26 protein-coding genes and 5 tRNA genes are annotated in these 25,235 nt (G+C 71.7%); 11 read left to right on the top strand and 20 right to left on the bottom strand.

Translation table 11 applies throughout. The annotated features are described in order from the left end of the window. Positions 1-31: 31 nt before the first annotated feature. Positions 32-1,726 (bottom strand): DAK2 domain-containing protein, encoded by a 1,695-nt coding sequence (locus tag ACWCPN_RS19800; protein WP_451207706.1) that lies wholly within the window; start codon positions 1,724-1,726, stop codon positions 32-34. Between the two features lie 259 nt (positions 1,727-1,985). On the opposite strand from ACWCPN_RS19800, the gene rpmB reads away from it, so the two are divergent. After that, positions 1,986-2,171: a 50S ribosomal protein L28 gene (gene rpmB, locus ACWCPN_RS19795; RefSeq protein WP_003993230.1), complete on the top strand. Its 186-nt coding sequence runs from the start codon at positions 1,986-1,988 to the stop codon at positions 2,169-2,171. 126 nt (positions 2,172-2,297) lie between these two features. Here rpmB and thiD read toward each other — a convergent pair whose 3' ends face one another. Further along, positions 2,298-3,089, bottom strand: coding sequence for a bifunctional hydroxymethylpyrimidine kinase/phosphomethylpyrimidine kinase (gene thiD / locus ACWCPN_RS19790; RefSeq protein ID WP_451207703.1), 792 nt, complete (start codon positions 3,087-3,089; stop codon positions 2,298-2,300). Beyond that, entirely contained in the window at positions 3,086-4,051 is a 966-nt protein-coding gene (locus ACWCPN_RS19785) for a thiamine-phosphate kinase (protein WP_199212156.1), read from the bottom strand. The genes thiD and ACWCPN_RS19785 overlap by 4 nt, the downstream gene beginning before the upstream one ends. A 205-nt stretch (positions 4,052-4,256) precedes the next feature. Here ACWCPN_RS19785 and ACWCPN_RS19780 point away from each other — a divergent pair, with 205 nt between their 5' ends. Both ACWCPN_RS19780 and ACWCPN_RS19775 read left to right on the top strand, forming a co-directional pair. Beyond that, a complete protein-coding gene (locus tag ACWCPN_RS19780; protein WP_143635949.1) occupies positions 4,257-4,490 on the top strand; it encodes an Lrp/AsnC family transcriptional regulator in 234 nt (77 codons plus the stop codon). Between the two features lie 20 nt (positions 4,491-4,510). Further along, entirely contained in the window at positions 4,511-5,029 is a 519-nt protein-coding gene (locus tag ACWCPN_RS19775; RefSeq protein WP_451207699.1) for a DUF3515 domain-containing protein, read from the top strand. A gap of 10 nt (positions 5,030-5,039) precedes the next feature. Here the strand turns inward: ACWCPN_RS19775 and ACWCPN_RS19770 are convergent, their stop codons facing one another. The 3 genes from ACWCPN_RS19770 to ACWCPN_RS19760 all read right to left on the bottom strand — a co-directional run bounded on the left by ACWCPN_RS19770 (position 5,040) and on the right by ACWCPN_RS19760 (position 8,177). Then, positions 5,040-6,197 (bottom strand): D-alanine--D-alanine ligase family protein, encoded by a 1,158-nt coding sequence (locus ACWCPN_RS19770; RefSeq protein ID WP_199212154.1) that lies wholly within the window; start codon positions 6,195-6,197, stop codon positions 5,040-5,042. 148 nt (positions 6,198-6,345) lie between these two features. Next, positions 6,346-7,356, bottom strand: a complete 1,011-nt coding sequence (locus tag ACWCPN_RS19765) for an NAD(P)H-dependent glycerol-3-phosphate dehydrogenase (protein ID WP_451207696.1) — start codon at positions 7,354-7,356, stop codon at positions 6,346-6,348. Further along, a complete protein-coding gene (locus tag ACWCPN_RS19760; RefSeq protein WP_392295134.1) occupies positions 7,353-8,177 on the bottom strand; it encodes a lysophospholipid acyltransferase family protein in 825 nt (274 codons plus the stop codon). The genes ACWCPN_RS19765 and ACWCPN_RS19760 overlap by 4 nt, the downstream gene beginning before the upstream one ends. Positions 8,178-8,395: 218 nt before the next feature. Here ACWCPN_RS19760 and cofC point away from each other — a divergent pair, with 218 nt between their 5' ends. Continuing rightward, a complete protein-coding gene (gene cofC / locus ACWCPN_RS19755; RefSeq protein WP_451207693.1) occupies positions 8,396-9,034 on the top strand; it encodes a 2-phospho-L-lactate guanylyltransferase in 639 nt (212 codons plus the stop codon). Positions 9,035-9,144: 110 nt separating this feature from the next. Next, the gene (locus ACWCPN_RS19750; RefSeq protein ID WP_199212151.1) at positions 9,145-9,348 is read left to right on the top strand and encodes a hypothetical protein; all 204 of its coding nucleotides are present in this window, start codon (positions 9,145-9,147) and stop codon (positions 9,346-9,348) included. 82 nt (positions 9,349-9,430) lie between these two features. On the opposite strand, the gene ACWCPN_RS19745 is transcribed toward ACWCPN_RS19750, so the two are convergent. The 4 genes from ACWCPN_RS19745 to leuC form a co-directional block, all read right to left on the bottom strand. Beyond that, positions 9,431-10,081, bottom strand: coding sequence for an HU family DNA-binding protein (locus ACWCPN_RS19745; protein WP_451207689.1), 651 nt, complete (start codon positions 10,079-10,081; stop codon positions 9,431-9,433). A gap of 136 nt (positions 10,082-10,217) precedes the next feature. Continuing rightward, positions 10,218-10,448 (bottom strand): SCO5555 family protein, encoded by a 231-nt coding sequence (locus ACWCPN_RS19740; RefSeq protein ID WP_451207686.1) that lies wholly within the window; start codon positions 10,446-10,448, stop codon positions 10,218-10,220. A gap of 265 nt (positions 10,449-10,713) precedes the next feature. After that, positions 10,714-11,307, bottom strand: coding sequence for a 3-isopropylmalate dehydratase small subunit (gene leuD, locus ACWCPN_RS19735; RefSeq protein ID WP_451207683.1), 594 nt, complete (start codon positions 11,305-11,307; stop codon positions 10,714-10,716). 2 nt (positions 11,308-11,309) lie between these two features. Continuing rightward, on the bottom strand, positions 11,310-12,737 hold the full coding sequence (gene leuC, locus ACWCPN_RS19730; RefSeq protein WP_451207680.1) for a 3-isopropylmalate dehydratase large subunit: 1,428 nt from the start codon (positions 12,735-12,737) through the stop codon (positions 11,310-11,312). Positions 12,738-12,927: 190 nt separating this feature from the next. Here leuC and ndgR point away from each other — a divergent pair, with 190 nt between their 5' ends. Beyond that, a complete protein-coding gene (ndgR, locus tag ACWCPN_RS19725) occupies positions 12,928-13,644 on the top strand; it encodes an IclR family transcriptional regulator NdgR (RefSeq protein ID WP_451207677.1) in 717 nt (238 codons plus the stop codon). Positions 13,645-13,735: 91 nt separating this feature from the next. Here ndgR and ACWCPN_RS19720 read toward each other — a convergent pair whose 3' ends face one another. Next, positions 13,736-14,260 (bottom strand): DUF4188 domain-containing protein, encoded by a 525-nt coding sequence (locus ACWCPN_RS19720; protein WP_451207674.1) that lies wholly within the window; start codon positions 14,258-14,260, stop codon positions 13,736-13,738. A gap of 81 nt (positions 14,261-14,341) precedes the next feature. Here ACWCPN_RS19720 and ACWCPN_RS19715 point away from each other — a divergent pair, with 81 nt between their 5' ends. Continuing rightward, complete coding sequence (locus tag ACWCPN_RS19715) at positions 14,342-14,986, top strand: MerR family transcriptional regulator (protein ID WP_451207671.1); 645 nt, start codon at positions 14,342-14,344, stop codon at positions 14,984-14,986. Positions 14,987-15,038: 52 nt separating this feature from the next. On the opposite strand, the gene ACWCPN_RS19710 is transcribed toward ACWCPN_RS19715, so the two are convergent. The 9 genes from ACWCPN_RS19710 to ACWCPN_RS19670 all read right to left on the bottom strand — a co-directional run bounded on the left by ACWCPN_RS19710 (position 15,039) and on the right by ACWCPN_RS19670 (position 19,424). Then, a tRNA-Glu gene (locus ACWCPN_RS19710) sits at positions 15,039-15,111 on the bottom strand. A gap of 28 nt (positions 15,112-15,139) precedes the next feature. Then, positions 15,140-15,211 (bottom strand) — tRNA-Gln (locus tag ACWCPN_RS19705). A gap of 21 nt (positions 15,212-15,232) precedes the next feature. Further along, positions 15,233-15,305 (bottom strand) — tRNA-Glu (locus ACWCPN_RS19700). 62 nt (positions 15,306-15,367) lie between these two features. Beyond that, positions 15,368-15,440: transfer RNA gene (locus ACWCPN_RS19695), tRNA-Glu, on the bottom strand. Positions 15,441-15,478: 38 nt separating this feature from the next. Further along, positions 15,479-15,550, bottom strand: a tRNA-Gln gene (locus ACWCPN_RS19690). Positions 15,551-15,641: 91 nt separating this feature from the next. Next, positions 15,642-16,376 (bottom strand): HAD family hydrolase, encoded by a 735-nt coding sequence (locus tag ACWCPN_RS19685; protein WP_451207668.1) that lies wholly within the window; start codon positions 16,374-16,376, stop codon positions 15,642-15,644. Positions 16,377-16,506: 130 nt separating this feature from the next. Beyond that, on the bottom strand, positions 16,507-17,991 hold the full coding sequence (gene gltX / locus ACWCPN_RS19680; protein WP_451207665.1) for a glutamate--tRNA ligase: 1,485 nt from the start codon (positions 17,989-17,991) through the stop codon (positions 16,507-16,509). Beyond that, positions 17,984-18,769 (bottom strand): fumarylacetoacetate hydrolase family protein, encoded by a 786-nt coding sequence (locus ACWCPN_RS19675; RefSeq protein ID WP_365130101.1) that lies wholly within the window; start codon positions 18,767-18,769, stop codon positions 17,984-17,986. The genes gltX and ACWCPN_RS19675 overlap by 8 nt, the downstream gene beginning before the upstream one ends. A 463-nt stretch (positions 18,770-19,232) precedes the next feature. Further along, on the bottom strand, positions 19,233-19,424 hold the full coding sequence (locus ACWCPN_RS19670) for a hypothetical protein (protein WP_351664614.1): 192 nt from the start codon (positions 19,422-19,424) through the stop codon (positions 19,233-19,235). 565 nt (positions 19,425-19,989) lie between these two features. Here ACWCPN_RS19670 and ACWCPN_RS19665 point away from each other — a divergent pair. From ACWCPN_RS19665 to ACWCPN_RS19650, 4 genes are all read left to right on the top strand, one after another. Then, on the top strand, positions 19,990-23,745 hold the full coding sequence (locus ACWCPN_RS19665) for a sensor histidine kinase (RefSeq protein WP_451207662.1): 3,756 nt from the start codon (positions 19,990-19,992) through the stop codon (positions 23,743-23,745). A gap of 9 nt (positions 23,746-23,754) precedes the next feature. Further along, positions 23,755-24,168 (top strand): roadblock/LC7 domain-containing protein, encoded by a 414-nt coding sequence (locus tag ACWCPN_RS19660; RefSeq protein ID WP_003973453.1) that lies wholly within the window; start codon positions 23,755-23,757, stop codon positions 24,166-24,168. 111 nt (positions 24,169-24,279) lie between these two features. Further along, on the top strand, positions 24,280-24,678 hold the full coding sequence (locus tag ACWCPN_RS19655; RefSeq protein ID WP_143635912.1) for a DUF742 domain-containing protein: 399 nt from the start codon (positions 24,280-24,282) through the stop codon (positions 24,676-24,678). After that, a complete protein-coding gene (locus ACWCPN_RS19650) occupies positions 24,659-25,234 on the top strand; it encodes a GTP-binding protein (protein WP_100828422.1) in 576 nt (191 codons plus the stop codon). Before ACWCPN_RS19655 ends, ACWCPN_RS19650 begins: the two co-directional genes overlap by 20 nt. The last annotated feature ends 1 nt before the right edge of the window (position 25,235 follow it).

Here is a 25,235-nt window from a genome sequence, read left to right as displayed (position 1 = left end):
CGGGCGGCTCACGGCACCAAGGGCACCGGGGTCACTCCACGCCGATGAGCAGCGGGGATCCCTGGCGGCCGCCCCGGTAGACCAGCGTGTCCACCGCCAGGTAGGACTCGCGGACGTGGGTCTCCAGGTGGGTGGCGACGGACTCGGGGGCCTCGTCGCCGACGACGAGGGTGACCAGTTCGCCGCCCGCCCGGAGCATGCGGTCCAGGAGGGTCTCGGCGGTGGCGGTGAGGTCGGGCCCGATCACCGCCACGTCGCCGTCGATCAGGCCCAGCACGTCCCCGGCCTGGCAGATGCCGGCCGACGTCCAGGACCGGTGTTCGGCGACGAGGACCTCGGCGTACCGGGTGGCGCCCGCCGCCGAGGTCATCTGGACGACGTCCTCGTCGAACCGGCGTCCGGGTTCGTGCACGGCGAGCGCGGCGATGCCCTGGACCGCGGAGCGGGTCGGGATCAGGGCGACCCGGATGCCCTCGGTACGGGCCTGCTCGGCGGCCGCGGCGGCGGTGTGGCGCAGTTCGGCGTCGTTGGGCAGCAGCACCACCTCGCGCGCGTGGGCACGCCGTACGGCCTGCACCAGCTCCCCGCTGGCGGGCGGCTCCCCGGGGCGGGCGAGCACGGTGGTCGCGCCGGCCTCGGTGTACAGCCCGGCCAGTCCCTCGCCGGGCACGACGGCCACGACCGCCCGCTGGACGCGTTCGCGCGGCGGCCGCTCGCCGCCGGTGTGCACGTCGCCGGCCCCGAAGTGGGTGATCCGGATCCGGTACGGCCGGCCCGCTTCGACGCCCGCCTCCACGGCGGCACCCGCGTCGTCGACGTGGACGTGCACGTTCCACAGTCCGTCGCCGCCGACCACGACGAGGGAGTCCCCGAGGGCGTCGAGCCGCGCGCGCAGCCGCGCCACGGCCTCGTCTTCGGCCTCCAGGAGGTAGATCACCTCGTAGGCGGGGCCGTCGTCGCCTTCGACGCAGTTGTCCGTGCCGGAGACGGCCGCCACGCGCGCGTGCGCCCCGGCGACGGCCGCCGCGGTCTCGCGGGCGGTCTCCCGCGCCCTGGAGAGTTCGTTGACCGCTTCGCCCGTGCACGCCTCCACCAGGGCGCCGAGCACCGTGACCAGCCCCCGGCCGCCCGCGTCGACCACTCCGGCCCGCCGCAGCACGGCGAGCTGCTCCGGGGTCCCGGCCAGTGCCAGGCCGGCGCCCTCGTAGGCGGCCCGGGCGACCGCCGCGCAGTCGCCCTCCGCCTTCTCGGCGGCGGCCGCGGCGGCCGCGGCGACGGTGAGCACGGTGCCCTCGACGGGGTGGGCCACGGCCAGGCGGGCGGAGTCGGCGGCGTGCCGCAGGGCCAGGCGCAGTCCGGCGCCGTCGCAGTGGGACGCCTCCCCCGTCTCTCCCCCGGCGAGCACCTGGGCCATGCCCCGCAGGAGCTGGGCGAGGATCGTGCCGGAGTTGCCCCGGGCCCCGATGAGCGCCCCGTGGGCCATCGCGCGCGCGGCGTCCGCGAGGGAGGGCTCCCCGGCCCCGGTCCCGTACCCGGCGAACACGGCCTCCACGGCGGTGGCGGCCGATTCGACGGTCAGGTACAGATTGGTCCCGGTGTCCCCGTCGGCCACGGGATAGACGTTGATCGCGTCGATCTCCTCGCGCGCCCGCCCGAGCGCGCTCAGCGCCAGACCGCACCAGGAGCGCACCGCGAGAGCGTCCAGTGTCTGCGGCACCTGCGCCACCTGCGCCTCCCTGAGCTGCTTGGACGTGGACGCAGCGTAGACCCCAAAGCGGTGGCCTCCGGTAGAGGGCCGGGAACGGGCCCCCGAGCTGCCGTGGTAGTTTCGCGGTACGGACGCAGCCGTTGTATGCTGCTCCGGTTGCCCGATCTCGATCGGGCCATTCCCCCTGGCAACGCCACTCAAGGTCTCGGATCCTAGGATCTCGATCCCGGCATGCCGGGATCAACCGTAAGTGCATCTGAAGTCTTTGGAGTGACCCGTGGCTGCCAACTGCGACGTCTGCGGCAAGGGGCCGGGCTTCGGCAACAACATCTCGCACTCGCACCGCCGTACGTCCCGCCGCTGGAACCCGAACATCCAGCGTGTGCGTACCGTGGTCGGCGGGACGCCGAAGCGCGTGAACGCCTGCACCTCGTGCATCAAGGCCGGCAAGGTCTCGCGCTGACGCTTAGCTGAGCGCGCGGCCACCGTCCGGTCCGCCGCACTGAGCCGGTCCACCTCTGGGTGGGCCGGCTTTTTGCCGTACCCGCGTTCGGCGTCTCCCGCGTTCCCGTCTCCCGCGGCGGCAAGATCACTTCGGTGACCGGAACCGCCACCCGTGGTCCACCGGTCCGATCCCCGCGCCCAGCGCGAACCCGGCGGCGATCGCCCCGGTCACGTACTCCTTGGCCCGGGTCACCGCCTCCGGCACGGTCAGGCCCTTCGCCAGCCCCGCCGCGACGGCCGAGGCGAGCGTGCAGCCCGTGCCGTGCGTGTGCCGGTTGTCGTGGCGCGGGGCCCGCAGCCAGTGCTCCCGCGAGCCGTCCGTGAGCAGGTCCACGGCGTCGCCGGACAGATGACCGCCCTTGATCAGCGCCCAGCGCGGCCCGTACTCGAGGACGGCCGCCGCGGCCCGGCGCAGATCGCCCTCGGACTCGACCCGGACCCCCGTGAGTTGGGTCACCTCGTCGAGGTTGGGCGTGGCCACGGTCGCCACCGGCAGCAGCCGGCCCCGGACCGAGTCCAGGGCGGAGGCGGCCAGCAGCGGATCGCCGTGCTTGGAGACACCCACCGGGTCCACCACGGCCGGTGCGTCGGTCTCGGAGATCAATTCGGCGACCGCCTCGACCAGTTCGGCCGAGGCGAGCATCCCGGTCTTCACGGCACCCACGCCGATGTCGTCGACCACGCTGCGGTACTGGGCCCGTACGGCCTCCACCGGCAGCTCCCAGGCGCCCTGCACGCCCAGCGAGTTCTGCGCGGTCACCGCCGTGATCACGCTCATCCCGTGCACGCCGTGCGCCAGCATCGTCTTCAGGTCGGCCTGCACGCCCGCGCCGCCGCCGGAGTCGGACCCGGCGACCGTGAGTACCCGGGGGATCACGACTCGATGTCCCCGAAGTGGTCCCAGCCGCCCTTGCTGGTCCACGGGGCCCCGTCGACGGTCACCTGGGGCAGCGCCGAGGGGTTGAGGACCTCGCCGATCACCTTCCAGCGGGCCGGGAGCTTGGCGTCCGGCGGGAACGTGGCCACGATCGCGTGGTCCTCTCCCCCGGTCAGCACCCACTGCAGCGGGTCGACGCCGACGGCCTGCCCGATGTCGTTCATCTGCGTCGGGATGTCGATCGCGCCGGACCGGATGTCGATGCGCACCTTGCTGGCCTCGGCGATGTGTCCGAGGTCGGCGATCAGTCCGTCGCTGACGTCGCACATCGCGGTGGCACCGAGCGCGGCGGCGGCCGGACCCGCGTGGTACGGCGGTTCGGGGCGCCGGTGGGCCTCCACGAAGGCGCGCGGCGAGCGGAAGCCACGGGAGAGCACCGCGTAGCCGGCCGCGGACCAGCCAAGCCAGCCCGTGACGGCCACGAGGTCGCCGGGCTGGGCGCCGGCGCGGGTCACCGGCTCCTGGTTGCGCAGGTCGCCGAGCGCGGTGATCGACACCATGATGGTGTCCCCGCGGACCACGTCCCCGCCCACGACCGCGGCTCCGGCGACCTGGCACTCGTCGCGCAGCCCGTCCATCAGCTCGGTCGGCCAGGTGACCGGGAGTTCGGCCGGGACGACCAGGCCGAGCAGCAGCGCGGTCGGTACGGCGCCCATCGCGGCGATGTCCGCGAGGTTCTGCGCCGCGGCCTTGCGCCCGACGTCGTACGCCGTGGACCAGTCGCGGCGGAAGTGCCGTCCCTCCAGCAGGATGTCGGTGCTCGCCACCACCCGGCGGTCGGGCGCGGCGACCACCGCGGCGTCGTCACCGGGGCCGACCCGGACCACCGGGGTCGTGGTGAGACGGGAGGTCAGCTCCCGGATGAGCCCGAACTCACCCAACTCACCCACTGTGCCCTTCATTGCCTCAAGCCCCTTCTGTGCCTCTGCGTGCCCGGTCGCGCGTCATCAGTCTCCCCGATACCGTCGAGGTGACCGTCAACTTCTGTCGTGCCTGCACCCCTGGCGCGCAAGCCCGGTCCCCGCGGGTCTCCCCGCGGGGAGCGGCGACGCGATACCGTGGCGTTCCTTTTCCCCACATGATCCTCGTGGCCGCCCTGGAGGTTCCGTGGTACAGGCGTACATCCTGATCCAGACGGAGGTCGGCAAGGCGTCGACCGTCGCCGAGACGATCGGCAAGATCCCTGGAGTGATCCAGGCCGAGGACGTCACGGGACCGTACGACGTCATCGTGCGCGCCCAGTCCGACACGGTCGACGAGCTCGGCCGCATGGTGGTCGCCAAGGTCCAGCAAGTGGACGGCATCACCCGCACCCTGACCTGCCCGGTCGTCCATCTGTAGCCCCCGTCTACGCTTGGCCGGTGAACTTCTTCCGTCACCGGCCGTTCGGCCTGCTCGCGCCCGCGCTGCTGATCGCGGTCGCGGGCTGCTCCACAGCAGACGACAGCGCCACGGTCGCGGTTCCCACCCCCGACGCGAAGACGGCCGAGGTCTGCCGGGACCTGCACCGGGCGCTGCCCGGGAAGCTCGACGGACGGAGCCGTCACGACCCCGAACCCCGGTCCGCCTACACGGCGGGCTGGGGAAGCCCGGCGATCATACTGCGCTGCGGTGTCGTGCGGCCGCCGAAGATGGTCGATCCCGAGGTGGCCCGGGGCGACGACCCGGACGCCGTCGCGGGCGAGGTGAACGGTGTCGGCTGGCTGATGGAGAAGCAGGGCGACGGCACCTGGCGGTTCACCACGGCGAACCGCGTGGCCTACGCGCAGGTGAGCCTGCCCGGCGGGATGTCGGCGCAGGACGAGGGCGCCTCGGTGCTCACCGAGCTGGCCGCAGCCGTGAAGAAGGCGATCCCCGAGGGGATCGCCTCCATGCGGTGAGCGTGCGGGGTCAGCGCAGTCCGGTCGAGCGGCGCAGGGCCGCCTGCACCAGCCGGTCCACCAGCTCCGGGTAACCGATCCCGGTGGCCTGCCACATCTGCGGGTACATCGAGATCGGCGTGAAACCGGGCATGGTGTTGATCTCGTTGATCACGAACTCGCCGTCCTCGTCGAGGAAGAAGTCGGCGCGGACCAGGCCCTCGCAGGAGGCCGCCTCGAACGCCTCGACCGCGAGCCGCCGCACCTCGGCGGTCTCCTCGTCGGTGAGCGGGGCCGGGACGATGCCGGGCGTGGAGTCGATGTACTTGGCCTCGAAGTCGTAGTACGCGTGCGCGTCCGGCGGCGGGATCTCGGCCGGCACCGAGGCGCGCGGCCCGTCCTCGAACTCCAGGACGCCGCACTCGATCTCGCGGCCGCGCACGGCGGCCTCGATCAGGATCTTCGGGTCGTGCGACTGGGCCTCGGCGATCGCCTCGTCCAGGCCGGAGAGGTCGTCGACCTTGGTGATGCCGATGGAGGAACCCGCGCGCGCGGGCTTCACGAACAGCGGCCAGCCGTGCTCGCCGGCGAAGTCGACGATCCGCTTGCGGGCCGCGGACTCGTCCTGCTCCCACTCGCGGGGGCGGATCACCAGGTACGGGCCGACCTTGAGCCCGAAGGAGGTGAACACCCGCTTCATGTACTCCTTGTCCTGGCCGACGGCCGAGGCGAGCACGCCCGAGCCGACGTACGGCACTCCGGACAGCTCCAGGAGGCCCTGGAGGGTGCCGTCCTCCCCGTACGGGCCGTGCAGCACCGGGAAGACGACGTCGACCTCGCCGAGGGCCTTGGGCACCGAGCCGGGCTCGCTGTAGACGACCTCGCGGTTCGCGGGGTCGACGGGGAGCACCACGCCGCCCTCGGCCGACTCGGCCAGCTCCGCCACGCTCGGGGTGCGGCGGTCGGTGATGGCCATGCGGTCCGGCTCGTCGGCCGTGAGCGCCCAACGGCCGTCCGCGGTGATGCCGATCGGCAGGACGTCGTACTTCGTCCGGTCGATGGCCTTGAGGACGGCGCCCGCGGTGACCACGGAGATCCCGTGTTCGGAGCTGCGCCCGCCGAACACGACGGCCACGCGCGGCTTGCGGGACGGCTGGTCAGGGCTCTGGGGGAGGTTCTCGGTGCTCATATCGCGTTGAGAGTACCCGTTGGTATCCCCCAAGTCAGCGGCCGCTCCGGCGCGGTCGCTCAGCGTCGCACGGACGGTCGCTCAGCGTCGCGCGGGGGCCGCGTGGGGCGCCGGACCGGCCCCCGCCCGGCGCCGCGTGGGGCGGGGTTCAGCGCCGCTCGGGCTTGGCGCTGCGCGACATCAGCTCCTTGAGGGCGACCACCGGCGGCTTGCCCTCGTGCACGATGTCCACGACCGTCTCGGTGATCGGCATCTCCACACCGTGCCGGCGGGCCAGATCAGCCACCGACTCGCAGGACTTGACGCCCTCGGCGGTCTGCTTGGTGACCGCGATGGTCTGCTCGAGGGTCATGCCCTTGCCGAGGTTGGTGCCGAAGGTGTGGTTGCGGGACAGCGGCGAGGAGCAGGTGGCCACCAGGTCGCCGAGGCCCGCGAGTCCGGAGAAGGTCAGCGGGTCCGCGCCGAGCGCCATGCCGAGCCGGGTGGTCTCGGCGAGGCCGCGGGTGATGAGCGAGCCCTTGGCGTTGTCGCCGAGGCCCATGCCGTCGGCGATGCCGACCGCGAGACCGATGACGTTCTTGACCGCGCCGCCGAGTTCGCAGCCGACCACGTCGGTGTTGGTGTACGGCCGGAAGTACGGCGTGTGGGAGGCGGCCTGGAGCCGCCGGGCGACGGCCTCGTCGGTGCAGGCCACGACGGCCGCGGCGGGCATGCGGGCGGCGATCTCCCGGGCCAGGTTGGGTCCGGTGACGACGGCGATGCGGTCGGCGCCGACCTTGGCGACGTCGTCGATCACCTCGCTCATCCGCATGGTGGAGCCGAGCTCGACGCCCTTCATCAGGGAGACGAGCACGGTGCCCGGCGCGAGCAGCGGGGTCCACTCGGCGAGGTTGGCGCGCAGCGTCTGGGACGGCACGGCGAGGACGGTGAAGTCCGCGTCGCGCAGCGCCTCGGCGGCGTCGGCGGTGGCCCTGAGACTGCGCGGGAGTTCGACGCCGGGCAGGTAGTCGGGGTTGGTGCGGGTGGAGTTGACCGCCTCGGCCAATTCCGGACGGCGGGCCCACAGGGTCACCTCGCAGCCGGCGTCGGCGAGCACCATGCCGAAGGCGGTGCCCCACGAGCCGGTGCCCATGACTGCGGCGCGGACGGTCCTGCTCACTTGCCGCTCTCCTCCTCGGTACCGGTCCGTGAGACCTCCCGGCCCGCCTCCGCGGCCTCCGGGCCGCCGGCCGTCGCCCGCGCGGCCTGCGCTGCGGTCCTGCGGCGCTGCTCGATCCGCTCCTGGCGCGGGTCGTAGGGGGTCTCGGGCGCCTTCTCGCCGCGGATCTCCTCGAGGAGGCGGGTGACGGCCGCCATGATGACCTCGGTGGCCTCCTTCAGGAGGTCGGCGGTCATCTCCTTGTCGTAGAAGCGCGAGAGGTCCACGGGCGGGCCCGCCAGGACCTGGTGCGTCTTGCGCGGCAGGAGGTGGGGCTTCTTGGCGTAGGGCGGCAGCAGTTCGTTGCAGCCCCACTGGGCGACGGGGATCACCGGGCACCTGGTCTGCAGGGCCACGCGGGCCGCGCCGGTCTTGGCGGTCATGGGCCAGCCGTCGGGGTCGCGGGTGAGGGTGCCCTCGGGGTAGAAGGCGACGCACTCGCCGCGCTCCACGGCGTCGATCGCGGCCCGGAACGCGCTGAGCGCGTCCGTGCTCTCGCGGTAGACGGGGATCTGCCCGGTGCCGCGCATGGCGGCGCCGACGAATCCCTTCTTGAAAAGGCCGCTCTTCGCCAGGAATCGCGGAACCCGTCCGGTGTTGTACTGATAGTGCGCGTACGCGAAGGGGTCCACGTGTGAATTGTGGTTCACCGCGGTGATAAAGCCGCCCTCGGCCGGAATGTGCTCCATTCCGCGCCAGTCCCGCTTGATCAGAACCACCAGCGGCGGTTTGCAGAGGACCGCAGCGAAGCGGTACCAGAACCCGATTTGGCGGCGGGGCACGCGGACACCTTCCTCTAGGCCTCTAAGGGCTGTCACCTCGGCACCTCGGCCGGGGGGCCGCACAAGTGTCGCCCCAGGCCGCCGGTCTGTCGAGAACACCGTACGCCCGCCCGTCCCCGGCCACCGCCCTGCCGGGAGCGTCGCGTCCCCGCCGGTGCCCCGCACGGCCGGACGCGGCCGGGTGACAATGAGCGCGACAAGAGAGGGACGGTACGCCGGTGCAGTGGACCTTGGTCATCCCCCTGAAGCCTCTGGCGCGGGCCAAGAGCAGGCTCTCGGACACCGCCGGGGACGGGGTGCGCCCCGGGCTGGCGCTGGCGTTCGCGCAGGACACGGTGGCCGCGGCGCTGGCCGCCACCGCGGTCGCGGATGTGGTGGTCGTCACGGACGACGCGCTGGCCGGCCGGACGTTGGCGGCGCTCGGCGCCCGGATCGTCCCGGACGCGCCGGGCAGCGGGCTGAACGCCGCGCTCGGGCACGGGGCGGCCGCCGTACGGGAATCGCGCCCGGCCGCCGCGGTGGCGGCGCTGAACGCGGATCTCCCGGCGCTGCGCCCAATGGAATTGTCCCGGGTGCTGGATGCGGCGGCCGAATTCCCGCGTGCCTTTCTCGCGGACGCGGCCGCGGTGGGCACGACTCTGCTGAGCGCGGCACCCGGGCGGCCGTTGCGGCCGGCATTCGGTACCGATTCCAGGGCCCGGCACCGGGCGTCGGGCGCCGCGGAACTCGGGCTCGCGGACGTGAATTCCGTACGGCAGGACGTGGACACCGGTGAGGACCTGCGGGCGGCGCTGGCGCTCGGGGTGGGGCCGTACACGGCGACGGTGTCCGCGGGGTTGCTGATTCCCGGCTCCTGACGAACGCTCCCGAAGGGCGCGGACAACAGCGCGATCAGGCCCGGCGGGCCGGCGCCCGGCGGTGTGACGCGCCCCGGCGGCGAACGGCCGAAGGCACTACGCTGGCCGTCATGCAGGCGACCGCGTACACGTACGACCCCGGCACCCGCAGCGGGCAGGTGCTGCTCGACGACGGGACCCCCGTGCCCTTCGACGCGGCGGCGTTCGACGCGGGCGGACTGCGGCTGCTGCGGCCCGGGCAGCGGGTGCGGATCGAGGCGGAGCGCGAGGGCGCGGCCGTACGGATCACCCTGGTGACCCTGCAGACGTTCTAGGGCCGTTGACCATGGCCGCACACACGCCGCGGGCCGGGCTCCCGAGGGGAGTCCGGCCCGGCGCGTGAGTGCCCTGGTGACCTCAGGAGGACTTGCGGGCGGTGGCCTTCTTGGCGGTGGTCTTGCGGGCCGTCGACTTCTTGGCCGGGGCCTTCTTGGCGGTGACCTTCTTGGCCGGGGCCTTCTTGGCCGTCGCCTTCTTCGCGGTGGTCTTCTTCGCCGCGGCGGTCTTGGCGGTCGCCGTGGTCTTCTTGGCGGTGGTCTTCTTCGCCGTGGCCTTCTTCGCGGCGGCGGTGGTCTTCTTCGCCGGTGCCGCCTTCTTGGCGGTGGCCTTCTTCGCCGCGGCGGCCTTGGTCGTCTTCTTCGCGGCGGCCTTCTTGACCGTGGCGGAAGCGCCGCCGGTCAGGCTGCCCTTGGGCGCCTTCTTCACCGAGACCTCGCCGCCCCGCGGCAGCTTCTTCGAGCCGCTCACCAGGTCCTTGAAGCCCTGGCCGGCGCGGAAGCGCGGCACGGAGGTCTTCTTGACGCGAACCCGCTCGCCCGTCTGGGGGTTACGGGCGTAGCGGGCGGGCCGGTCCACCTTCTCGAAGGACCCGAAGCCGGTGACCGAGACCCGCTCGCCCGCGACGACCGCGCGGACGATGGCGTCCAGGACATGATCGACAGCCTCGGCGGCCTGCTGGCGGCCGCCCATCTTGTCGGCAATCGCTTCTACGAGCTGCGCCTTGTTCACGTCTTCCCCTTCGGAGACATCGCCAGAACGAAAGTGTTCAAGCTTTTTCGCACGTTAGGCAGATATATACCGCAAATCAAACACGAAACGGGCTTATCACCCTTGTGCCGCAGCGGAATCGGCTGTGCCGGACCGGTCAGCGGCCCTCTTCGGGGATCCGCCCCTCGTCGAGGTCCGCGTTGAACCGCTCCAGTCGCCTTGCCGCGGCGGCGAGATCGTGCTTGGCCGCGGCCGTAATGACCAGCAGCTTCCGGGTCAGCGCCATCCGTACGCCCTCCGGGACTTGCAGTGCGCGCACCCTTGAGTGCGCTTCCTTGAGTTGGTCCGCGACCGCCGTATAGAGCTCGAGTTGGCCGTCGTGTTCCATGCACAGATTGTGCCATCTGGGGCGAGTTGTCGCCTGCGCAGGGTGCAACTGCCGCGCCGGACAGTCCTGTCGGTGCCCGCGCGGACGCCGGCCCCGCAGGCCGCCTACCCGGCCAACCACCCCTCTAACGTGGGAAGTTACGGGCGCCCGGAGAGCGGGGCGGGGCCGTTCGGGTGCAGACATGGCCGTACCCCCAATCGTGGCGATCGGGGGTACGGCGGGTGTGTTGGGGTGGCCGAAAGTCGACCTGCCGGGGCCTGTCGGGTCAGGCCTGCAGGGTGCGCGGCTTGTAGGCGGGCCGCTTGCCCTCGTAGTCGGCGATGTCGGTCTCGTTCCGCAGGGTGATGGAGATGTCGTCCAGCCCGTTCAGCAGCCGCCAGCGGGAGTTCTCGTCCAGCTCGAAGGGGGCGGTGACACCCTCGGCGCGCACCTCGCGGGACTGCAGGTCGACGGTGATCTCGGCCTGCGGGTCCGCCTCGGTCAGCGCCCACAGCGCGTCCACGACCTTCTGGTCGAGCACCACCGTGAGCAGGCCGTTCTTCAGCGAGTTGCCCCGGAAGATGTCCGCGAAGCGGGAGGAGATCACGGTCTTGAAGCCGTAGTTCTGCAGCGCCCAGACGGCGTGCTCCCGGGAGGAGCCGGTGCCGAAGTCGGGACCGGCGACCAGGACGGACGCGCCCTGCCGCTCGGGGCGGTTGAGCACGAACTCGGGGTCCTTGCGCCAGGCCTCGAACAGCCCGTCCTCGAAGCCGTCCCGGGTCACCTTCTTGAGCCAGTGGGCGGGGATGATCTGGTCGGTGTCGACGTTGCTGCGGCGCAGCGGGACGGCCCGGCCGGTGTGAGTGGTGAAGGCTTCCATGGTTATCGGGCTCCAGCGGGCGTGCGGTCGTCGGTCAGATCGGCGGGCGAGGCCAGGTGGCCCAGGACCGCGGTGGCCGCAGCGACCTGCGGCGACACCAGGTGGGTGCGGCCGCCCTTGCCCTGCCGGCCCTCGAAGTTGCGGTTGGAGGTGGACGCGGAGCGCTCACCCGGGGCCAGCTGGTCGGGGTTCATGCCGAGACACATCGAGCAGCCCGCGTGCCGCCATTCGGCGCCGGCCTCCTTGAAGACCACGTCCAGTCCCTCGGAGACGGCCTGCAGACCGACCCGGGCGGACCCGGGGACGACCAGCATCCGTACGCCGTCGGCGACTTTGCGGCCACGCAGCAGGTCGGCGGCGGCCCGCAGGTCCTCGATGCGTCCGTTGGTGCAGGAGCCTACGAAGACGGTGTCCACGTCGATGGAGCGCAGCGGCTGTCCGGCCGCCAACCCCATGTACTCCAGGGCCTTTTCGGCGGCGAGGCGCTCCGAAGCGTCTTCGTACGAAGCAGGGTCGGGGACGGACGCCGAAAGCGGCGCGCCCTGGCCGGGGTTGGTGCCCCAGGTGACGAACGGCGACAGCTCGTCGGCGGCGATGACGACCTCGGCGTCGAAGACCGCGTCCTCGTCGGTGCGCAGGGTCTTCCAGTACTCGACCGCGGCGTCCCAGTCGGCGTCCTCGGGGGCGTGCGGACGGCCCTTGAGGTACTCGAAGGTGGTCTCGTCCGGGGCGATCATGCCCGCGCGGGCACCGGCCTCGATCGACATGTTGCAGATGGTCATCCGGGCCTCCATCGAGAGCTTCTCGATGGCGGAGCCGCGGTACTCCAGGACGTAGCCCTGGCCGCCGCCGGTGCCGATCCGCGCGATGATCGCGAGGATCAGGTCCTTGGCGGTGACGCCCTCGGGCAGCTCGCCCTCGACGGTGATGGCCATGGTCTTCGGGCGGGCCATCGGCAGCGTCTGGGTGGCCAGCACGTGCTCCACCTGGGAGGTGCCGATGCCGAACGCCAGCGCGCCGAACGCGCCGTGCGTCGAGGTGTGGGAGTCGCCGCAGACCACGGTGGTGCCCGGCTGGGTCAGGCCCAGCTGGGGGCCGACCACGTGCACGACGCCCTGCTCGACGTCGCCCAGCGGGTGCAGCCGTACCCCGAACTCGGCGCAGTTCTTGCGCAGCGTCTCCAGCTGGGCGCGGGAGACCGGGTCGGCGATGGGCTTGTCGATGTCGAGGGTCGGGGTGTTGTGGTCCTCGGTCGCGATGGTGAGGTCGAGGCGGCGCACCTGGCGACCACTCTTGCGCAGCCCGTCGAAGGCCTGCGGGCTGGTCACCTCGTGCAGCAGGTGCAGATCGATGTAGAGGAGGTCGGGCTCGCCCTCGGCGCGCCGGACGACGTGGTCGTCCCAGACCTTCTCCGCGAGTGTCCTACCCATCGCTTTCCCTCCGGCCGGCGAACGTCCACCGGCCCAACTAGAGATCTTGGGGAGACGGCGCCCGCGCCCCGGGTTCTCGGACGTCCGCCGCCGGGCCCTGTGGTGCACGGGCCGCTGTGTGATTCCAGGGTGGCGCGTTCCACGGAAAATTGAACTTGCGTTTCACAGAGTGAGACGCGAGTATCGTTGCATGGACAACAGTAGCGGCGTCGGCGTTCTGGACAAGGCGGCCCTCGTCCTGAGCGCTCTGGAGTCCGGTCCGGCCACCCTCGCGGGTCTGGTCGGCGCCACCGGACTGGCACGACCCACGGCCCACCGCCTGGCCGTGGCCCTGGAACACCACCGCATGGTGGCACGCGACATGCAGGGCAGGTTCATCCTCGGCCCGCGCCTCGCGGAACTGGCGGCGGCGGCCGGCGAGGACCGCCTGCTCGCCACGGCGGGCCCCGTGCTCACCCACCTCCGCGACGTCACCGGCGAGAGCGCGCAGCTCTACCGGCGCCAGGGTGACATGCGGATCTGCGTGGCCGCGGCGGAGCGCCTGTCCGGCCTGCGGGACACGGTCCCGGTCGGCTCCACGCTGACCATGAAGGCCGGCTCGTCCGCCCAGATCCTGATGGCCTGGGAGGAACCGGAGCGGCTGCACCGCGGTCTGCAGGGCGCCCGTTTCACGGCGACGGCCCTGTCGGGCGTCCGCCGGCGCGGCTGGGCCCAGTCTATCGGCGAGCGCGAGCCGGGCGTGGCGTCCGTCTCCGCGCCCGTGCGCGGCCCCTCCAACCGCGTGGTGGCGGCGGTGTCCGTCTCCGGCCCGATCGAGCGCCTCACCCGCCACCCGGGCCGTATACACGCCCAGGCGGTCATCGACGCCGCGGGCCGCCTCTCCGAGGCGCTGCGCCGCTCGGGCTGAGGCCGGACGCCCGGGAACGTCACACCGGAGAGGGCCCGCCCCAACGCCGCGGCGAGCCCTCTCCGGTCCCCCGTCCCCCCGGTCCCCCCGGTCAGACGGCCTTCCCCGGCTCCGGCGCCCGCTGCGAGCGGTGCGCGAACCGGTCCCCGGCGGAGCGCCCGCGCCGCTCCACCGGCACCTGGCCGTGCGCCTTCGCGAGACCGAAGGGCGGCATGTCGAAGTAGATGGACTCACGGGAGCCCTCGGGCGCGATGTACGTCTCGTGCCACAGGCCCACGTGCCCGCGCGCCCTGCCCTGGCGCTGCTTGCGGTTGACGGCCGTCCAGGCCCGGTGGTGGAACATGTCCGGCGAGGCCGCGTAGGCGTACAGCTTCTCCTTGGACTCCCAGTACTGGACGACGTAGTACGTCCGCGGCGAGGCCGTCAGCAGGACGTGCCCCAGCAGCCCCCGGCCCGGGTCCCGCGCGAGCTCCCCCAGCATGCGGATCATCGACAGCATGACCGGGAGCCACTGGTGCACCGCCCGGAAGTGGTTGATCCGCATGCCGATGAGCAGCACCACCACATCACCGTCGGCCGCCGCGGTCGTGTAGCCCCGCACGGGCTTTGCGAACATGCCGGTCCCCCTCATCGGATAGCGTCACTATCCTTCTGCCGATGGTTGGATAGTGGCACTCCCCTAGGAAAGGCGCAAGAGATGCGGCTTGCGGAACTCAGCGAGCGCAGCGGTGTGTCCACGGCGACGATCAAGTACTACCTGCGCGAAGGGCTGTTGCCGCCGGGCCGCCAGGTCAACGCCAGGACGGCCGAGTACGACGAGGAGCACCTGCGCCGGCTGCGGCTGGTGCGGGCGATGATCCAGGTGGGCCGGGTGCCGGTGGCGAAGGTGCGCGAGGTGCTCGGGCACGTGGACGACGACTCCCTCGGCCGCACGATCCGCCTGGGAGCGGCGATGTGGTCGCTGCCGCAGGTGCCGGACCCGGACGAGGAGGACGAGGCCGTCCGGGCCGCGCACGAGGAGGTCGCCACGCTCCTCGACCGGCTCGGCTGGGAGAACGCCAAGCGGCTGACGACCATCTCCCCCGCGTACCGCTCACTGGTGCTGGCGGTGGCGGCGTTCCGCCGGATCGGCTACGGCTGGGGGGCCGAACAGCTCGCGCCGTACGCCGAGTTGATGCACCGGACGGCCGTCCTCGACCTGGACAACATGGAGACGCACCCCTCGGAGGCGGAGCGGATCGAGTTCGCCGTGCTCGGGGCGATCCTCAACGAGCCGGTGCTGCAGGCGCTGCACCGGCTGGCGCAGGAGGAGGAGACGGCGCGGCGGTACGGCTTCGAGTAGCCGGCGCCGGGAACGGCGAAGGCCCTCCGCCGAAGCGAAGGGCCTTCCGATGTACCCCCGACCGGATTCGAACCGGCGCTACCGCCTTGAGAGGGCGGCGTGCTAGGCCGCTACACAACGGGGGCGTGGACACTGCGTTTCCGCAGGTCCGAGCTGGTCTACCTGGACTCGAACCAAGACTAACTGAACCAGAATCAGTCGTGCTGCCAATTACACCATAGACCAATGATGGTTTAGACCAGTCAGTACCCCCGACCGGATTCGAACCGGCGCTACCGCCTTGAGAGGGCGGCGTGCTAGGCCGCTACACAACGGGGGCCCTAGCGATCCTGCATCGAGGTGAGCGGGAGCTACCCGAACTCTCCTCGCGGGAAGGATCTGTACCCCCGACCGGATTCGAACCGGCGCTACTGCCTTGAGAGGGCAGCGTGCTAGGCCGCTACACAACGGGGGCTTGCGGATGTGATCCGCGGCGCAGATGAGCTCTGCGAGCTGGCCTACCTGGACTCGAACCAAGACTAACTGAACCAGAATCAGTCGTGCTGCCAATTACACCATAGGCCACTGGAACTCAAGCCCCTGAAGGGTTCTCGTTCTAGTTCGCTCCCCCGGTTACCGGCCTTTCGGCCCGCTCTCCGGCGGCGCAGGAAGAACATTACCCGAAGGTGGACGGGGCTCCAAAACGACTATCCGCGCCGAGGAGCCCGGGCAGTTCGGAGAGGGAGGCGATGCGGTGCGGTCCGGTGGGCGGCTCCAGCGTCGCGTAGGCGCCGCCGCGGTCGATCCAGACCGACAGCAGCCCGGCGTCGGCGGCGCCCCGTCCGTCGATCTCCGGGTGGTCCCCGACGTACGCGACCTCGTGCGGGGCGAGCGAGAGCGCGTCGCAGGCGGCCAGGAAGGCGCCGGGCCGGGGCTTGGAGACGCCCAGCTCGGCGGCGCACAGCAGGGCCTCGAAGCGGTCCCGCACACCGAGCAGGCGCAGCTTGCGCTCCTGGACGGTCAGGCTGGAGTTGGACAGCACCGCGTGCCGGTGGCTGGCGGCCAGGGCGTCGAGCACCGGCAGGACGTCCGGGAACAGGGACCAGGCGGCCTCGTAGTGCCGCACGTACCGCTGGAACCAGTCGTCGGCCTCGGCGTCCGTCAGGTCCGGCCGGTCCAGGAAGACCCGGGCGCGGTCACGCCGCTGTGTGACGAAGTCGACCTCGCCGGCGGCGAAGCGGCCCCACTGGGCGTCGGTGATCTCCCGCCAGCGCGCGAGCGCCTCCTCCGGCGATCCGTACCCGGCGAGGAGCCCTTCGGCCACCAGGTGGGCGCGCATGCCCTCGCGGTCGGCGGTGGTGTAGTCGAAGAGGGTGTCGTCGACGTCCCAGACCACGGCGCGAATGCTCATGCCCCGACCGTAACCGGCGAACGGCCGTCGTGTCCGGGTACGGGACGCGCCCGGTGCGCGGACCGGGGCGGGGTACGGCGAAGGGCGGCACCCGGGTGTACCGGATGCCGCCCTCGGTGTGTGGCGCTCGTTACGCCGCGAGCCTCGCCAGCGCCGCGTCGATCCGGGCCAGCGTCCTCTCCTTGCCCAGGACCTCCAGGGACTCGAAGAGGGGCAGGCCGACCGTGCGGCCGGTGACGGCGACGCGGACCGGGGCCTGGGCCTTGCCGAGCTTGAGGCCGTGCGCCTCGCCGGCGGCCAGGACCGCCTCCTTCAGGGACTCGGCCGAGGTCCAGTCGGCCGTCTCCAGCTTCTCCCGCGCCGTGCGCAGGAGGGCGTCGGAGCCCTCCTTCATCGCCTTCGTCCAGGACGCCTCGTCGAAGACCGGCTCGGCGAGGAAGAGGAAGTCGACGTTGTCGGTGATCTCGGACAGGACCTTCAGCCGGGTCTGCGCGTGCGGCGCGATCGCCTGCCACTTCGCCTCGTCGAAGTCCTCCGGCGCCCACGGGGCGGCCGGGGCCTTCAGCCACGGGCGGCAGCGCTCGGTGAAGTCCTTGACCTCCAGCATCCGGATGTGGTCGGCGTTGATGGCCTCGCACTTCTTCAGGTCGAAGCGCGCCGGGTTGGGGTTCACGTCCGCGATGTCGAAGGCCGCGACCATCTCCTCGACCGAGAAGATGTCCTGGTCGGCCGAGAGCGACCAGCCCAGCAGCGAGAGGTAGTTGAGCAGGCCCTCGGGCAGGAAGCCGCGCTCGCGGTAGAGGTTGAGCGAGGACTGCGGGTCGCGCTTGGAGAGCTTCTTGTTGCCCTCGCCCATGACGTACGGCAGGTGGCCGAAGGCCGGGGTCTCCTTGGCGATGCCCAGCTCGGTCAGCGCCTTGTACAGGGCGATCTGGCGCGGGGTGGAGGAGAGCAGGTCCTCGCCGCGCAGGACGTGGGTGATCTCCATCAGGGCGTCGTCAACCGGGTTCACCAGCGTGTACAGCGGGGCGCCGTTGGCGCGCACGATGCCGTAGTCCGGCACGTTCTCCGGGAGGTACGTGATCTCGCCGCGGACCAGGTCGTCGAAGGTGATCGCCTCGTCCGGCATGCGGAAGCGGACGATCGGGCTGCGGCCCTGGGCCCTGTACTCCTCCACCTCCGCCTCGCCCAGGTCGCGGCAGTGCCCGTCGTAGCCGGACGGCTTGCCCGCGGCGCGCGCCGCCTCGCGGCGGGTGTCCAGCTCCTCCTGGGAGCAGTAGCAGTGGTAGGCGTGGCCGGCGTCCAGGAGCTTCTGGGCGACGTCCTTGTAGAGGTCCATGCGCTGCGACTGGCGGTACGGCGCGTGCGGGCCGCCGATCTCGGGGCCCTCGTCCCAGTCGAAGCCCAGCCAGCGCATCGCGTCGAGCAGCTGGTTGTAGGACTCCTCGGAGTCGCGGGCCGCGTCGGTGTCCTCGATGCGGAAGACCAGGGTGCCCTGGTGGTGCCGGGCGAACGCCCAGTTGAACAGGGCGGTGCGGACCAGGCCCACGTGGGGGTTACCGGTGGGCGAGGGGCAGAAACGGACGCGTACGGGTGAGCCGGATGCGCTAGCCACGCTTGACAACCTTGTTGGTGAGAGTGCCGATGCCTTCGATGGTGACGGCGACCTCGTCGCCGACGTTCAGGGGGCCGACCCCCGCGGGGGTGCCGGTGAGGATGACGTCGCCGGGGAGCAGGGTCATGGCCTCGGAGATGTTGACGATCAGGTCCTCGATGGGGTGGATCATCTCGCTCGTACGGCCGAGCTGGCGCTGCTCGCCGTTGACGGTGAGCTGGACGGTGAGGTCGTTGGCGCGCTCCAGGTCCAGGTCCGTCTCCACCCAGGGGCCGAGCGGGCAGGAGGAGTCGAAGCCCTTGGCCCGCGCCCACTGCTTCTCGCGCCGCTGCACGTCCCGTGCGGTGACGTCGTTGGCGCAGGTGTAGCCGAGGATGACGTCCTTGACGCGCTCGCGCGGGACCTCGCGGCACATGCGCCCGATGACGACGGCCAGCTCGGCCTCGTGGTGCAGTTCCTGCGAGAAGGACGGGTACCGGATCTCGTCGCCGGGGCCGATCACCGAGGTGGAGGGCTTGAAGAAGGCGAAGGGGGCGTCGGGCACCTCGTTGCCCAGCTCGCGCGCGTGCTCCGCGTAGTTGCGGCCGAACGCCACGACCTTGTTGGGGAGCACCGGGGGGAGCAGCCTGACCTTGCTGAGCGGCACCTTCGTACCGGACAGCTCGTGGTCCGCGAACGGGATGCCCTTGATGATGTCGAGGACGAGTTCGTCCTCCTTGTCGCCCTCGACCGCGCCGAAGGCAACGTTCCCGTCGATGGAGAACCTGGCGATGCGCACGGGATCCTGCGCCCCTCAACTAGAACCGGCGTACTGACGCCCCAGGTTAACCGGTCGGGCCGTGCGGCGTTCGGGCAGTGCGGCGTGGCGGGCATTTCCGGCGCGTGGATCCTCGTGCGGCGATCGGTGAATTCCGCGGGATTAGCGCACCGGGCATTCGCGCATTACCCGGGAATTCACGGAGGCGTCCGCGGGTGCGGCGGGGCCGTGCGGCGCCCGGGCCAGGGGCGTCCCGGGCGCGCGTCCGGCCGGGGCGGCGGGGCCGGCGCCCTCGGACACCGGCCCGTGCCGCGCACGGGATATCGGCCGCGGACGGCGTGCCCGCCTATCGGGTAGGTGGTGGTGCCATGGATTCCGGCGCGGGACGGAAAAGAGCCCGGGGAGCGAATCCCGTGAAAAACGAGCGCGGCCCGGAGATCAGCTGATCTCCGGGCCGCGCTCGGTGTGTCCGGTGCGGGCTCGGCTACTCGCCGGCCGCGGCGGCGCCGACCGGGACCTCCATGAGAACGGTGCGCCGGGGGTTGGCCGTCTGGGCCGGGAGGTCGACGGAGTGCTCCGGCAGCTCCGGCGTCTGCAGTTCGTCGGCGTCCTCGAGGTGCGCCAGCGTCGTGCGCCGCGGGTTGGCTATGTTGCGGAACATCATCGTCGTCTTCACCGTTGTCATCCTGTGGCCGAGGGTGGGTTGACAGAGCATCTCATCCTGTAAAGCGCAAGGCTAAACACCGGATTCCCCGTCACGGACGCGAACTCCACAGGATCTCCATGTGAGTTTGCTCACGACGTCATGGGCAATTCGGTCAATTCCGACGCCCACCTCCGGCCGGGGAAACGGACATTGACCCCCTGAAGCCCTCATTCCGCTCCCGATCATGGCGACTGGGACACCGGGCGGTGAGCGGTGAGTCGCAGCGGTAAGCCCGTTTTGTACGAGATCGACTTACACGGGTCGTAGCCCGGGCCTCACCGTCCGTCACGTAGGTCACAGCTCGGCTCATGGCCCTTGTTGGAGATCCGGCACTGTGCTGGAATTCCACGGACCGCCGCGGGATCGAGCCGGCGCGCAGGGGGCGCAACGCAGCGCCGAGTGGCGGCGAGAAGGGGGAACCAGCGCCGGGTCACTCAAGACCACCGGGGGGCGTATTCAGGGCGCTCTCCAAGACGCCGACACCGTGTCTCTCCGTTCGCGCGGGGAGGCGCCTGGTCCAGAGGTTGCGACGCTAGTGCAGGGACGTTTCAAGAGGGATGGCAGCGCTTCGGCGGAGCCGGAGGCGCACGGCGGGACCGACCGCGGTTCCTCCCCCCAGCACGCCCAGAACCCGGGCCCGGCCCAGCCCGGCGACAGCGGTGAGCGCCCCGGGCGCCCCGGCACGTCGTCCACGGCGGGCCCGGCCGGTTCGGCGAAGACCCAGAACCCCACCCCGGCCGCCAAGCCGGCGGGCAAGAGCCCGAGCGGCCCCGGCTCGCGCATGGCCCTGCGCAACTGGCGCATCTCCACGCGCCTGGTGTCGCTGCTGGCCCTCCCCGTCGTCGCGGCGACCTCGCTGGGCGCGCTGCGCATCGGCGACTCGATGGACGACATCCAGCAGCTCGACAACATGAAGCTGCTGACGGACATGACCAAGCAGGCGACCGAGCTGGCCATGGCGCTCCAGGACGAGCGCGACCAGTCCGCCGGTCCGCTGGCGCACGGCCTCAAGCCGACCGACTACACGGTCAAGGGCTACCAGGACAAGACCGACCGGGCCCGCGAGAACTTCCTCGACTCCTCCGAGCAGATCGACGAGGCGAGCAAGAACGGCAACCTCCAGGGCGTCCGCGACACCCTGGTCAGCCTCGCCAACCAGCTCGACGGCCTCGCCAAGATCCGCCAGGACGCCTACAAGTCGAAGAACAACTCGACGCAGACGGTCGAGGCGTACCACCGGCTGATCACCCAGCTGATCGACCTCTCCCAGTCCATGGCCGAGGCGTCCAGCAACCCGGAGATGATCTCGCGCACCCGCGCCCTGGCGGCCTTCTCCAGCGCCAAGGAGTACGCCTCGGTGCAGCGTGCCGTCATCGCGGCGGCCCTGACCTCCAGCAACACCTCCAAGGGTGAGCTGTCCAAGAACGACCAGCTCTACGGCGAGTCGGCGTACTCGAGCGAGAAGTCGCAGATCGCGATCTTCCGCAAGATCTACAGCAGCCAGAACCCGGACGAGCTGCTCAAGCCGATCGAGGACAGCAACCCGACGATCCAGGCGGCCGACCTGTACGCCAAGCGGGTCCTGGAGTCCCCCGGCGGCCTCAACGACCTGCCGGCGCGCTCCTACCGCGACTGGGTCGACGACAGCTCCACCAAGATCCAGCAGATGAAGAACATCGAGCACACGCTGCTCGAGGACATGGAGCAGAAGGCCCGCGAGCTGAAGTCGTCCTCCGAGCAGGAGGCGATCCTCTCCGGTGCGCTGATCCTCATCGTGCTCGGCGTCTCGCTGGTGGGCGCCTTCGTCGTGGCCCGGTCCATGATCCGCTCGCTGCGCCGGCTGCAGGACACGGCCACCAAGGTCGCCCAGGACCGGCTGCCCGAGCTGGTCAAGCAGCTCTCCGAGTCCGACCCGCAGGACGTGGACACGTCCGTGGAGTCGGTCGGTGTGCACTCCCGGGACGAGATCGGCCAGGTGGCCGCGGCCTTCGACGACGTGCACCGCGAGGCGGTCCGCCTCGCCGCCGAGCAGGCCCTGCTGCGGGGCAACGTCAACGCGATGTTCACCAACCTCTCGCGCCGTTCCCAGGGCCTCATCCAGCGTCAGCTCTCCCTGATCTCCGAACTGGAGTCCCGCGAGGCCGACCCGGACCAGCTCTCCTCGCTGTTCAAGCTGGACCACCTCGCCACCCGTATGCGCCGGAACGGTGAGAACCTCCTCGTCCTCGCGGGTGAGGAGCCCGGCCGCCGGTGGACCCGCCCGGTCCCGCTGGTCGACGTGCTCCGTGCCGCCGCGTCCGAGGTGGAGCAGTACGAGCGCATCGAGCTGGCCGCCGTGCCGACCACCGAGGTCGCCGGCCGCGTCGTCAACGACCTCGTGCACCTCCTCGCCGAGCTGCTCGAGAACGCCACCTCCTTCTCCTCGCCGCAGACCAAGGTCAAGGTCACCGGTCACGCGCTGCCCGACGGCCGCGTCCTGATCGAGATCCACGACACCGGTATCGGCCTCTCCCCCGAGGACCTCGCGGCGATCAACGAGCGGCTCGCCTCGCCGCCCACCGTGGACGTGTCGGTGTCCCGCCGCATGGGTCTGTTCGTGGTCGGCCGTCTGTCGCAGCGGCACGGCATCCGCATCCAGCTCCGCCCGTCCGACTCCGGTGGCACGACCGCGCTGGTCATGCTGCCCGTCGACGTCGCGCAGGGCGGCAAGAAGCCCGCTCCGGGCAAGCCCGGCGCGCCCGCGGCGACCGGTGGCCCCGCCGCCGCGCAGGCCGCGGCCGGCGTCGCCGCCGCCCGCCGCAACAACGGCGGCGGCAGCGGTCAGGGCGGTGCCCTCGGCGGCGCGCCGACCGCCGGACGCCTCGGCGCCGGCCAGGGCCCGCGTGGCCAGGTCGGCTCCGCCCAGGGTCCGCGGGCCGCGCTGCCCGGCACGGGCCAGGGCGGCCGTCCCGGTGCGCCCGGTGGAGCGCGCGGTCCGCAGGGGCCGGGTGGCCCGCAGCAGGGCCGGCCGGCTCCGGCCGGTGCCGGCGCGGGCGCCTTCGGCGGTCAGACGCCGGGCGCCGGGCAGGGCCAGCAGGCCGCGGGCGGTCAGCAGCAGGACATGTTCGGCGCTCGCGGTCCGGTGGCGCCGCGCGGTGGCGCCGGCGCGTCCGACCAGGGCCGTCAGCCCCAGCTTCCGCCGCGTGGCGGTCCCCGGGCCGAACTGCCCGGCGGCAACCAGCAGTCCGGCCCCGCCGACTGGCGCGGCAGCGCCCAGGCCCCGCTGTCGCGCGCCTCGCTGGACACCCCGCGCGGCCACGACGAGCAGGACCCGGGACAGACCTCGGGCATGCCGCGCTACGACGGCCGGCAGGGTCCGGGCTCGACGACGGAGATGCCGCGGATCGACGCCCAGGGCCCGGCCTCGACGGGCGAGTTCCCCCGCCCGGACTTCGGGATAAACGGCTCCACCGGCCAGTTCGCCCGTCCCGGCACCGAGAACCCGCAGCAGACCGGCCAGTTCCAGCGTCCGGCCGCACCGCAGGACAACGGCCAGTACGGTCAGCAGGGCGGCAACGGCCAGTACGTCCGCTCCGACGTCTTCGGCACCTCGGCGTCCGGGCAGCAGGACCCGCAGAGCACCGGTCAGTTCGCGGCGCCGCAGGCCTACAACGGCGGCTACGACGGCGGCTCCACCGGTCAGCACGCGCTGCCCGGCCGCCAGTCCCCGGCCGACACCGGCCAGTTCGAGCGTCCGCAGCCGGGTGCCCGCGCCGACTTCGGCGCGCCGCGTCCGCCGGCCCCGCAGCAGCAGCCGCAGCAGCCGCAGCGTCCCGTCCGCCGTGAGCCGGAGGCGCTGCCGCCGGCCGCCGGTCCGGGCGACGGCCGCACCCCGCTGTACGACACGCTGGAGACCAACTGGTTCCACGGTCAGCAGCAGGGGCAGCCGGACGGCAACCCGGCCGCGGCGCCGCAGCAGCAGGCGGCCGCGCCGGCCCCGCAACGTCCCGCCGCCACCGGTTCCTGGCGCACCTCGCCGAACGACGAACTCGTCCGGCAGGCGGAGCGCGTCAGGCAGCCCGCGGCGGGCGGCGTCACCACCTCCGGCCTGCCGCGCCGGGTGCCCCGGGCGAACCTCGTCCCGGGCACGGCTCAGCAGCAACAGCACCAAGCCGGTCCGCAGGTCTCGCGTGCGCCTGACGACGTACGCGGCCGGCTGACCAATCTCCGTCGGGGCATAGCGCAGGGCCGCCAGGCCGGCAACGGCCAGACCGGCAGCTACCCGAGCCCCACTCACCAGCAGGAGCGTTAGTTGAGTCCGATGAGCCAGGCGGCACAGAACCTGAACTGGTTGATCACCAACTTCGTGGACAACACCCCCGGGGTGTCGCACACGGTGGTGGTCTCCGCCGACGGCCTTCTGCTGGCCATGTCCGAAGGATTTCCGCGTGACCGCGCCGACCAGCTCGCGGCGGTCGCGTCCGGCCTCACCTCGCTGACCGCCGGGGCGTCCCGGATCTTCGAGGGCGGCAACGTGGCGCAGACCGTCGTCGAGATGGAGCGCGGGTTCCTCTTCCTCATGTCCGTCTCGGACGGGTCTTCCCTCGCGGTCCTGGCCCACCCCGAGTGCGACATCGGCCTGGTCGGCTACGAGATGGCACTGCTGGTCGACCGCGCGGGGGCGGTACTCACCCCGGACCTGCGCGCCGAACTCCAAGGCAGTCTGCTTCACTGACCGGCCCCGGCACCACCCACCTCACAAAAACACCGTCCGGCCGCCACAATCCCCCCACCGGCCCCTTCCGACGGCTCGACTGACCGACTTGCTGTCCCGCCCGGAGGATTCATGACCCCGCCCACCGCCTCTCATGATCCGTACGCGGAGCCGTACGGGGACGAGGGCGACCAGCCGCTGGTACGTCCGTACGCGATGACCGGCGGCCGGACCCGGCCGCGCTATCAGCTCGCCATCGAGGCGCTGATCAGCACCACGGCCGACCCGGCAGCGCTCATGGGACTGCTCCCGGAACACCAGCGCATCTGCCACCTCTGCCGTGAGGTCAAGTCGGTCGCGGAGGTGTCGGCGCTGCTGGCCATGCCGCTCGGCGTGGCCCGGATCCTGGTCGCCGACCTCGCGGAGGCCGGCATGGTCGCCATCCACCAGCCGGGTGGCGACGAGAACAACGGCGGCGCTCCGGACGTGACGCTGCTCGAAAGGGTGCTCAGTGGACTTCGCAAGCTCTGACGCGGGCCGGGCCACCACCTCCGCGAAGATCGTGGTGGCGGGCGGCTTCGGCGTGGGCAAGACCACGTTCGTCGGCGCCGTCTCGGAGATCAACCCGCTGCGCACAGAGGCCGTCATGACGTCCGCTTCGGCCGGCATCGACGACCTGACCCACACCGGGGACAAGACCACCACCACGGTGGCCATGGACTTCGGCCGTATCACCCTGGACCAGGACCTGATCCTGTACCTCTTCGGTACGCCCGGTCAGGACCGCTTCTGGTTCATGTGGGACGACCTGGTGCGCGGCGCGATCGGCGCGGTGGTCCTCGTGGACACCCGCCGTCTCGCCGACTGCTTCCCCGCGGTCGACTACTTCGAGAACAGCGGCCTGCCCTTCGTCATCGCCCTCAACGGCTTCGACGGACAGCAGCCCTACGCCCCCGAGGAAGTACGGGAAGCTCTCCAGATCGGTCCGGACGCCCCGATCATCACGACGGACGCCCGGCACCGCGCGGACGCCAAGAGTGCGCTGATCACGCTGGTCGAGCACGCGCTCATGGCGCGCCTGCGGTAAC

Source organism: Streptomyces sp. NPDC002386 (assembly GCF_053593175.1).
This window is presented reverse-complemented; position numbering and strand designations above follow the sequence as displayed.